Below are 9,387 nucleotides of genomic sequence, written 5' to 3'. Positions count from 1 at the left end.
TTGGAGCCAAACAAAAGATCAGCAACAAGACGACCGCGAGAGACCACAACCTTGCTCAACGCAACCTCGTCAAAACCCGGAACCTTGCGGCCGACAACGTCTGTCGCCGTAATGCCTTTGGTGCCGCCCGTTAGTGTCGCCTGTAATTCAAACTGATTTTCCTTCGATTTTGAATTCTCAAAAACGGCAGAAATCTGTTTTCCATTCAAATCTCCGGAAGCATTTAGTATGAACTGCCAATCACCGGAAGAATTAACTGAAGCCAGATCAATTTTATCAAGTTTGAGACCGCCAAAATCGAACACTTTTGATAAGGTGTCAGGCTCAATGGAACCTTCAGAGATAACCTGTCTTTTTTCAGGGTCATAGCTTATCAGGACTTTCTGAAAAGCCAATTTTGCAATGGATGCCGTATCAGCTGATATACCAAAGGAAATACTCTTTGATTCCTCTGCTCCTTGAATTACGTACTTGCTATCCTTTATATCCAGCAGTCCGGCCTTAATGTCAGATTGTAAATTACCTCTGATCTTTAGCTCTGACAGGAAATCCTTGCCGTAGTCTGCAATCAAGGCATTTATCTTGTTTTTCATTTGAGACGCGCTGGCCAGATTGGTATTGCCTGCGGTAATGGGGGTTTTATTAAAGGATTTTTTGAATATATTCCGACTGACCGTGCCGCTGAGTATGATTTTTTTGCCTATTGTAAGACCAGCAGATCTGAATAGAGTTTTAATCTCGCCAGGAAAATTTTGTAGTGAGGCGGAGGCCAGGAAGTTCATACCCTCACTTAAATTTACACCGCGAGAATTTGGTCCCAGAATATTTTTGACAATTTGAGGAACAGGTGAAGATCCGTCTGAATTTGATGCAAGACCAAACTGAACTCCGGCAAGCTCCTTAGGCACATACACAAAGGCAGCACTTTCCATTTTTCCCAATGCGCCAAGAGGAGTCCCGTCGAGGCCGGGAATGATTTTGTGTAATTCAAGACCATCTGCACCAATGACAATTAACTCAGACGTCTTCCCTGTCGGCTTATAACTTGTGATATCAAACGGGATTTTCCGGATAGAGACCTTAGCTGTGGTTACGTTCGAGCTGACCTGAGTAACATTTTCCAATTGCAGATCATCGGCATTGCTAAGCCCTGGAATTTTGGTTCCTTCCGGAAGTCCCATTGATGCCAAAGCATTATTGACAAAGCCAGAAAGTGAAACCTTGGCTGCTTGACTGGGTGCTGTGTTTTGAGCAATACCACTTGAGATTGATAGAACACATGTCGAAATCAATACAATTACATACGTTATTCCTCTCATTGTCATGAACGGAATCCCTTTCCTCAAATTTCTTTATATCTTTACAGAAATTATATGTAAGATTTATAATTTTAATCAAACGTGAATTCAAGTTGTAAGAGCAACTCATCTGTCGGCGTATAGGTTAAGCTGCGGTAGCATCGCAACCTTTCGTTCCGGCAAGAATGAGAGGCATTCCGCTATTTCAAAACATCACCCGAGGTCATCAACCTGGCTGTGATGATGTACGTCAGGTTTCCACTTTCACTGTGCAACGTCGAAGATTTACTCCATGAGCATAGCATTGCCAGAAGTTACATTTAGTATACATCTGAGTTATTATAATACTGAGTTCAATTATAGCGAGCCACACGATGCCAAAAGGACGGATGAGCATATCAGGGCCGGGGCAATTTCGAAGAGTCCATTTACCTAAGGATGGATGTCCCCCTCAATCCCCTGAGGAAGAAACTCTTGTAAATCTGAACGAGCATAAAGTTGTTTTACTTGAACAGATAGAAAAACACACCGCTAAAGGTGCGAAGCTAATAAATCCTGACGCTATATGGAGTAGTGTTATAACAGCCGTTGGAAACTATCTTGGACAGATTGAACATGGACTTCCACCGACGCTGTCCGAGATGAGCAGCACGATAGAACGAATTTCCAAAATCGCATCAAAATTTGATGATGAACTAGGCAACGCTAATTTCCACATTCAAGATATCATCCATAAGGGCATGCATCGTCAAGGTGGAGATTTATATAAACTGAAAGCACACCTCAGTAAGATTATCGACATTGATGTTATTGCCAAAGCCATGCACAGCAAAAATGGATATTTGGTCGATACCTCCCATGGGGACTTAAACAAACTCAGCGACATCCCCGGTATTTCAAGGCATTTTTCCCCTAAAGGCCGACCTGACCCATTTGCTGAATACTTAATCAGAGAACTCGTTGCCATATGGCATTCAGCTACAGGCAATATTCCTGGAAAAACGGGTGATAGCCATGGTTACAAAGAAACTGGGCGAACAAGCCCTTTTTATCGATGGTGCAGTCAGATTTCCGAGGTGATTAATGGGAAACCATTGCCCCGCGATCTCATCGATACCGTAATTGACCTAATGTCAACGGACGGTTAAATCACGCAAATCTTAAGAATACATCGTCCGTAATAACGCCAGCTCCAAACTGCCATAATCCTCCAATTCAATGGAAGAGGATGGCAATCGGTGCCCGGTGAGATCAATCAACGAGTAGAAGCTAAAGAACGAGGTGCAAACGTACTTCGAGATATTGCTCGTTTGCTGGCTCGTCAAGCAGCCGTTGAAGCCGTAAAGACAAGTAAGGCAACTCTACCCTCTCCAAATCAACTTGATAAGGATAGATCCAATGGCACCACCATTAGAACACCTACTGATAATTAAGGATATCGCCACCATCTGCCGCGTTTCCGAGAAAACAGTTCGCCGCTGGATTGATGCCAAAACACTACCGGCAGCCAAGCTCGGTGCACAGTGGCGCATCCGCCCGAGAGACCTGGATTTGTTCATCCGCGAACACCTGAACTGGTGAACAGAGATGTCCACATATGTCCAATATTTTCAATGTCTTACAGGGTTGTCGGGAGAACGGCGTGCAGCTATTCGTGACCGTTTTTTGTGCTACGGTCTCCCGAATCGGCACTGGTTTGCTCCCGTGTCCACCCGTGTCCATAATTGACCAAGAAGGAGTCATCCCGATGAGTAAAAAGAAAGATCTAAGCAAGAACTCAGCAAAAACATTCGCTGAGGTAATCACAGCAATTCAGAACTTAGAAGAACTGAGCAAAACACGTCGGCGCGATTTGATCTCGGCACTGAGATCGATGGCCCGGTTTATTGAAAAAGATGTCGCGCTCATTCCCGCAAACACCGAATGGCTGCGCCAACGATTACGTCAAATCCATCCCCGACAACTCAGGGTCAGCGAAAAGCATTTCCAGAATGTCAAAAGCGCCGTCATGGCAGCCCTTAAGTTGACTGTCGGTAACAATAAACGTCTGGCCGCGTTTCCAAAGATGACGCCAGAGTTTGACCATTTGTACCAGGCAATTCCGGATCGGATGATGGGATACAAACTTTCCCGGTTTTTCAGGTTCTGTAGCGAGCGTGACTTAACTCCTAAAACCGTTACGGATAACACGGTCGCTGAATTTGAAACGACCCTCATTGAAGAGACCCTGCAAAAAGACCCAAGCAAGGTTGCCCGCGAAGCTGTTTTAGTTTGGAACAGGATGCGAGACGCTGTTCCTGACTGGCCAACTCAGAAACTGACTCGGAAACGCAAACGAGAACCATGGACTATTCCTCTGGAACAGTTTCCGGCAAGTTTCTTAGCTGATGTCGACAAGTGGTGTGATCGCCTCGCTCTTAAAGACCTGTTCGATGAAGACGCCCCTATACGCCCTTGCGAGCCTGCAACCATAAAACACCGCAGGTTCCAGATACGGATGATGGCATCTGCCATTGTTAGAAGTGGCGTTTCCATCAGCGACGTTACTTCCCTCGCTTTCGTCGTTGAGTTGGATAATTTCAAACGTGGCCTGCAATTCATGTTGGATCGGCAAGACGGAGCCGTCATGGAAGCTAACTTTACTCTGGCAAGTGGCATTAAGGCGATCGCCAAGCACCACGTTAAAATTACTGATGAACATCTAAAGCAACTTCAACGGATTTGCTCAAAGCTTGACCAGAAGGCAGACCGCTACAGGAAGGGGAACATGGAACGACTCGCCCAATTTGAAGACAGGCGAAACATTGCACTATTACTGGGCCTGCCCGCACGACTTTCCCGTTTATCAGAGAAGCCTGGGCCAAAACCCAGAAGTGCCGCTTTATTATTTCAAACGGCCGCCGCAATCGAGATACTTATCCTTTGCCCCATGCGCATCCGCAACCTGGCAAACCTCGATACAGATCGACACCTTCGTTGGATCAAAGAACGGCGATCCCTTCGACTAATTATTGACATTCCCGCTGACGAGGTAAAAAACGACAAACCGCTTCGCTACGAACTGAATGGCGCCGCTGCTGAGTTTGTGCGTGATTACATTGATCGCACACGACCGAGCTTATGTCCCAACCCCACGACAGCCGTGTTTCCAAAGATGGATGGTACATACCGTAATCCAGGCGAACTCTCCCAACAAATCAAACGCCATTGTTTTCAAGAAACAGGGCTCACGGTCAATGCTCACCTGTTCAGAAGTCTTGCCAGTAAATTCCATAATCTCATTTGTGCTGGCGATGCCGCGACCATTAGTCATGTACTGGGTGACAAAATCAGCACCGTCATGCGTTCCTACTCCCAGTTCGAACAGAAGAGCGCCCTGGACCATTATCAAAAATCAGTCAGGAAGGTCCGCAACGATAATGATGATGGCGGGAGTAACGCAGCATGACGGACAATATCTCTAAACGGTGTCTCCACGTTCACGAATGGCCTGAGGTTGATCAGGAACTTTGGCATAATGTAACGGCCCAAGGCAGTGTTCTTGATGAGAATCTTCGCAACAGTGCGCTGTGGCGTCCCTCGACGCGAATGCGGGTTCGCAAGAGCTATGGCCGATGGCTAAGTTTCTTAATATCAACTGATCGCATGAACCGCGATATTACCCCGTCTGAGCGGGCACACCGCGATGCCGTTTACGCCTACGTGGCCTGCCTTCAGGAACAAGTTCAACCTTGTACCGTTTTGAGCTACACCCTGTCGCTTTGGCAAGCGCTGCGATCATTTGCGCCAGATGAAGATTGGGAATGGTTATACATTCTTATCTCCAAGCTAAACCTTCTTGGCAAGCCCAGCCGTGACAAACGAGCGCGTATGCAATCACCGGCAATCATTGCCAAATGGGCCTTCGGCCAATTGGACAAATTAAACAATGGGTGGCTCAAAGATACAAAGGAAGCGCTGACTTACAGGAACACCCTGATGGTTGCCTTGCTCGTTCACTGCCCCATACGGCTACGTAATTTGGTCATGATCCGCATTGGCAAACACCTGATCAAGGTGGAAGACCGTTATCAACTCGACTTTGAACCTTCAGAAGTGAAAACTGATCGCTACCTGACGCTCACCCTGCCTACCGAACTCACGCCCTATGTTGATGCCTGGCTTGAAGTCTGGCGTCCAATCCTGCTCAAGGACCCCGTTATAGACGCGTTTTGGATAGGTATCAAAGGCGCACCGATGCGAAACAGAGGTGTCTATGGCTGCGTTATCGCCGCAACCCAAGCCGCCTTCGGCACATCTATAAATCCACATCTGTTCAGAGATATAGCAGCGTCCTGGATCGTAGACATGACGCCTGAGAATGTCGGCATTGCCTCTTCCCTTCTCGGTCATATCAATCCAGCTACAACCGAAGACCATTACATCCAAGCAAACCAGGCTATTGCGGGAGACAGATATAGAAGCTCAATCCATGAGCTCCGCAGTCAGCTTAAATCCGAATACGGCGACCCCTACCAGAATAGGAAAGTTTAATGACACGTGCTGCCATCTACGCCAGATACTCTAGCGATCTACAGTCATCTGCCTCCATTGACGATCAAGTCCACCAATGCCGGAAACGTGCGGACGCCGAAGGCTGGAAGGTAATTGAAGTTTATTCCGATCAGGCCATCAGCGGCGCCAGTACTCTTCGTGCTGGCTATCAGCGGATGATGATGGATGCGCGTGCTGGAAAATTCGAGATCGTTATAGCTGAAGCCATGGATAGGCTCAGCCGTGATCAGGAAGATATTGCTGGCCTGTACAAGCAACTCACCTTTGCAGGCGTTAAACTCATCACTCTGTCCGAAGGAGAGATAAACGAACTGCACGTCGGTCTTAAAGGAACCATGAACGCACTGTTCCTCAAGGATCTCGCCCACAAAACCAGACGTGGCCTTGAAGGTCGCATCCGCCAGGGCAAATCAGGTGGCGGCAATTCCTATGGATATTCGGTCATCAGAAAGATGGCTGCTGACGGCACGCCAATCAGAGGTGATAGGAAAATCAACAGCGAAGAAACACGAATTATCATTCGCATATTCGAGGAATTTGTCTCTGGCCGTTCCCCAAGAGCCATTGCTCACGATCTCAATGCTGAAGGCGTAGGAGGTCCACGCGGAAACACTTGGGGGCCATCCACAATCCACGGCAACTGGCGGCGTGGGACTGGAATACTTAACAACGAACTTTACGTTGGAAAATTGGTTTGGAACCGGCAGCATTTTATCAAGGACCCAAACACCGGAAAACGTCAGGCACGACCCAACCCAGAAGAGCAATGGGTCATTGAAGGGGTTCCCCTTCTCAGGATCGTTGATCAAAACCTCTGGGATCGTGTCAAAGAAAGGCAGTCATCTACTCATCGCCGAGTTAGCACCAAAACCAATGGCGTAAGATCGGAACGTGCAAGGCGGCCACGCTATTTATTGTCTGGGCTATTGAAATGCGGAAGTTGTGGTGGTGGATTTTCAAAAATCAGTCAACATCACTACGGCTGCTCCACTGCCCGCAATAAAGGCACCTGTGACAATCTCCTGACTATCCGCCGGGATACCATTGAGGAAACCGTTCTAGGCGGCCTTAAAGATCAGTTGATGCACCCGGATGCATACAAAGAGTTTGTTGCAGAGTTTAACCGTGAATTTAACCGGCTTGCGGCGACAGAAGATCAGGCCCGAGATAGTTTACAAAAAGACCTATCACGAATTGAACGTGACATGGCCCGTATCATTTACGCAATCAAAGCTGGGGTTCGGGGAGACACTGTAAAGGATGAGATGGCCAAGCTGGAGGCCCGCAAAACAGAATTAACAGAACAGCTCAACCATGTTCCGGCTCCAAAGCCGCGGCTTCATCCAAATCTGGCCGACATCTACCGCGATAAAGTCACTAATCTTATTGAGACGCTCAATAAAGAGAACTCGCTTGCTGAAGCAACTGAGGCCATTCGTAACCTTATTGAAGCCGTCCGGTTGGTTCCGAAAGATGGCGAACTCAAGATTGAACTTTATGGGGAACTGGCCGCCCTACTTACCCTTGGAAATGACAAGCCCAAAACCCACAAAAACAAACACCTCCGAGGGGATGCCTCAGAGGTGCAAGTAACGCTGGTTGCGGGGGCACGCAACCACCTTTACCGAACAAGAGCAAAATGGACAAAATGTCCGCTTTTATGGGGTAAAGCGGAAGTGATTAGGAGCTGATGAAAAGGTCCGGAAATGACCCTTAACAGACATTTTGACACTCCCAAGAGGATTGATTTTAGCCGTTATTTTTCCAACGCCTTACGGATCGCACCTGTTATTTCAACCACGTTCATTGGCTTGGTCATATAACACTCAAAACCTGCTTCCATGACCTGCTTTCTTATGTCCCGATTCAGTGGCCGCCCGCCGATAATAATCAATGATAAATTCGCGAACCGCAGCAGTTCGGTTTGATACTTTTCGCCGCTCTTCAATCATGGTGCAGACCTGATGGACTGTTTTTCCCTCCCGCCGGCATATTTCTCCTAGGGCGTCCCAGGTCCCGGAATCCATTCGAAGGCTTGTTCGATGGCCCCTGATGGTTACATTTCGATTAATTGAAAAATTGTTCTTAGTCATTATTATTTCTTTGTCGTGAGATCGGATTTCGAGTTGCTAAAATCATCGGCATTTTTAGAGCTATCATTCAATCTTGAGGCTAACAAGCTGCCCGACAGAAGGCATCAGACATGCTGTAGTGAAGACCACTAAGATTGTCGTAGCTGATGACGTGGTTGTGTTGGGCTGAGATGATGATGTCCTCTTCCTTTCTAGGGAAGCTATGGGTCTCTCGCCCTTCCCCCATAACTGCGGTAACGCTGATAACGGCGATATTACACATTTTTCAAAGATATTTCATGGCTAACACCCACTACAGTCCTATTTAGTCCGGGGCAAGCCTTTGAATTTTTCGGGAATATGCTGTTAAAGAGAAGATTTTGGGAGGTTTTATAGCTCCCTCCCTGTAATGTGCTATATAGTCCCCAAAACCGAATTAAGATCGAGAACACTCTTGAGTTCATTCATCTCCTGTAACATCTATTATTCCAGGTTCATCACCTGCTTGATACTTCTGCCACATGTGCTGGTAATCATGCCGGGCACGCTAGCATCTATTTGCGATGCGACAAAATAAGGATTTGCCACGTGACGACGGACCTTTCAAACGTCAGGGCGGTGTTCACATCGTTCTGGAGGGTATCTCCAGGATCAATGATGCACCCTCAAAATCATTGGATGTATACGCACGACTACCCGACGATGGATTGGTTTTAATCCTTACCGATTCCTTGACGATCAGCGATGACACTGAGGTTTTTAACTGAGGATAGGTGTGCATCAATGATGGCCATCAGGCCGTTTCGAACCCACGCGGCGAGCGTAACATCATCTTGCTCAATGAGTTTCTCGCGATCAACGGCCCGCATACCGGCAATTGTTACTTTCCCCCCTTTGGCATTGGTTAGTTCAACCTGTTGTGTGGTCAACACTCCGGTTTCAACCAGTGGAGCAAGCAATTTCTCGGTGGCGGCAATTTCGTTTTGAAGGATGGTCAGAAACTCAATTATCTTTGTTAATGTCTCACTCTTTTCACCGTTTTCGGAAAACAAAGGCTGGCTACCATCGTTGTCGCCATTAAAATGTGGTGCGTCAGGTGCGAATAAGATCGTGAAATTTTCTGGCGTGTCCGTGTCGCCAAGAATAAACGGGTAGCGACGAATATGTGCAGGCACATAGGAAGCCTGCCATTCGCCGTTTTCATTTATGAAGACGTTTTTACCTTCTTCGACTGACATCAATGCCATCGGAAGCAACGGGCCATCGGTGGTAAATACAATGGGAAAGGCGCGTGCTGCTTCCATTACTTCAGACGCGCTTAGCGGTGCAGAGGAAAGTTCGGCTGCGAAGCTGAAATCATTTGCTGGCGCGAAGCGCAAGTTCTTATGATTTTCTGCGTCTAAGGTTTCAAGGTTTTTAAACATGGATGCTGGGTCGCGCTTTAGGGGATGTAATTGTGATAT

The 9,387-nt window shown here is 47.3% G+C and carries 8 protein-coding genes and 1 pseudogene; 6 read left to right on the top strand and 3 right to left on the bottom strand.

All coding sequences use genetic code 11. The annotated features are described in order from the left end of the window. Positions 1 to 1,325, bottom strand: a 1,325-nt coding sequence (locus HOL66_05480; protein MBT5243673.1) for a hypothetical protein, incomplete at its 3' end; no start/stop codon positions are given. A gap of 198 nt (positions 1,326 to 1,523) precedes the next feature. Here HOL66_05480 and HOL66_05475 point away from each other — a divergent pair. The 6 genes and pseudogenes from HOL66_05475 to HOL66_05450 all read left to right on the top strand — a co-directional run bounded on the left by HOL66_05475 (position 1,524) and on the right by HOL66_05450 (position 7,543). Beyond that, positions 1,524 to 1,595: pseudogene (locus HOL66_05475) on the top strand (IS6 family transposase). 92 nt (positions 1,596 to 1,687) lie between these two features. After that, complete coding sequence (locus HOL66_05470) at positions 1,688 to 2,446, top strand: hypothetical protein (GenBank protein ID MBT5243672.1); 759 nt, start codon at positions 1,688 to 1,690, stop codon at positions 2,444 to 2,446. Between the two features lie 250 nt (positions 2,447 to 2,696). Further along, positions 2,697 to 2,879, top strand: a complete 183-nt coding sequence (locus HOL66_05465) for a helix-turn-helix domain-containing protein (protein ID MBT5243671.1) — start codon at positions 2,697 to 2,699, stop codon at positions 2,877 to 2,879. Positions 2,880 to 3,045: 166 nt separating this feature from the next. Then, positions 3,046 to 4,746 (top strand): hypothetical protein, encoded by a 1,701-nt coding sequence (locus HOL66_05460; GenBank protein MBT5243670.1) that lies wholly within the window; start codon positions 3,046 to 3,048, stop codon positions 4,744 to 4,746. Further along, positions 4,743 to 5,831: a tyrosine-type recombinase/integrase gene (locus HOL66_05455; GenBank protein MBT5243669.1), complete on the top strand. Its 1,089-nt coding sequence runs from the start codon at positions 4,743 to 4,745 to the stop codon at positions 5,829 to 5,831. Before HOL66_05460 ends, HOL66_05455 begins: the two co-directional genes overlap by 4 nt. Then, the gene (locus tag HOL66_05450; GenBank protein MBT5243668.1) at positions 5,831 to 7,543 is read left to right on the top strand and encodes a recombinase family protein; all 1,713 of its coding nucleotides are present in this window, start codon (positions 5,831 to 5,833) and stop codon (positions 7,541 to 7,543) included. The genes HOL66_05455 and HOL66_05450 overlap by 1 nt, the downstream gene beginning before the upstream one ends. A gap of 135 nt (positions 7,544 to 7,678) precedes the next feature. On the opposite strand, the gene HOL66_05445 is transcribed toward HOL66_05450, so the two are convergent. Both HOL66_05445 and HOL66_05440 read right to left on the bottom strand, forming a co-directional pair. Continuing rightward, the gene (locus HOL66_05445; protein MBT5243667.1) at positions 7,679 to 7,945 is read right to left on the bottom strand and encodes a hypothetical protein; all 267 of its coding nucleotides are present in this window, start codon (positions 7,943 to 7,945) and stop codon (positions 7,679 to 7,681) included. Between the two features lie 692 nt (positions 7,946 to 8,637). Beyond that, positions 8,638 to 9,348, bottom strand: coding sequence for a SapC family protein (locus HOL66_05440; protein ID MBT5243666.1), 711 nt, complete (start codon positions 9,346 to 9,348; stop codon positions 8,638 to 8,640). Positions 9,349 to 9,387: the final 39 nt, after the last annotated feature.

The sequence above is a fragment of the Rhodospirillaceae bacterium genome, assembly GCA_018662005.1.
Lineage (GTDB): Bacteria > Pseudomonadota > Alphaproteobacteria > Rhodospirillales > JABHCV01 > JACNJU01.
Note: the sequence above shows the minus strand (reverse complement) of the source record. Positions and strands in the feature narration are given on the sequence as shown.

Excerpts from the sequence above, each read along its gene's own strand:
- HOL66_05470 (MBT5243672.1), top strand. The coding sequence starts at position 1,688 with ATGAGCATATCAGGGCCGGGGCAATTTCGAAGAGTCCATTTACCTAAG.
- HOL66_05465 (MBT5243671.1), top strand. The coding sequence starts at position 2,697 with ATGGCACCACCATTAGAACACCTACTGATAATTAAGGATATCGCCACC.
- HOL66_05460 (MBT5243670.1), top strand. The coding sequence starts at position 3,046 with ATGAGTAAAAAGAAAGATCTAAGCAAGAACTCAGCAAAAACATTCGCT.
- HOL66_05455 (MBT5243669.1), top strand. The coding sequence starts at position 4,743 with ATGACGGACAATATCTCTAAACGGTGTCTCCACGTTCACGAATGGCCT.
- HOL66_05450 (MBT5243668.1), top strand. The coding sequence starts at position 5,831 with ATGACACGTGCTGCCATCTACGCCAGATACTCTAGCGATCTACAGTCA.
- HOL66_05445 (MBT5243667.1), bottom strand. The coding sequence starts at position 7,945 with ATGACTAAGAACAATTTTTCAATTAATCGAAATGTAACCATCAGGGGC.
- HOL66_05440 (MBT5243666.1), bottom strand. The coding sequence starts at position 9,348 with ATGTTTAAAAACCTTGAAACCTTAGACGCAGAAAATCATAAGAACTTG.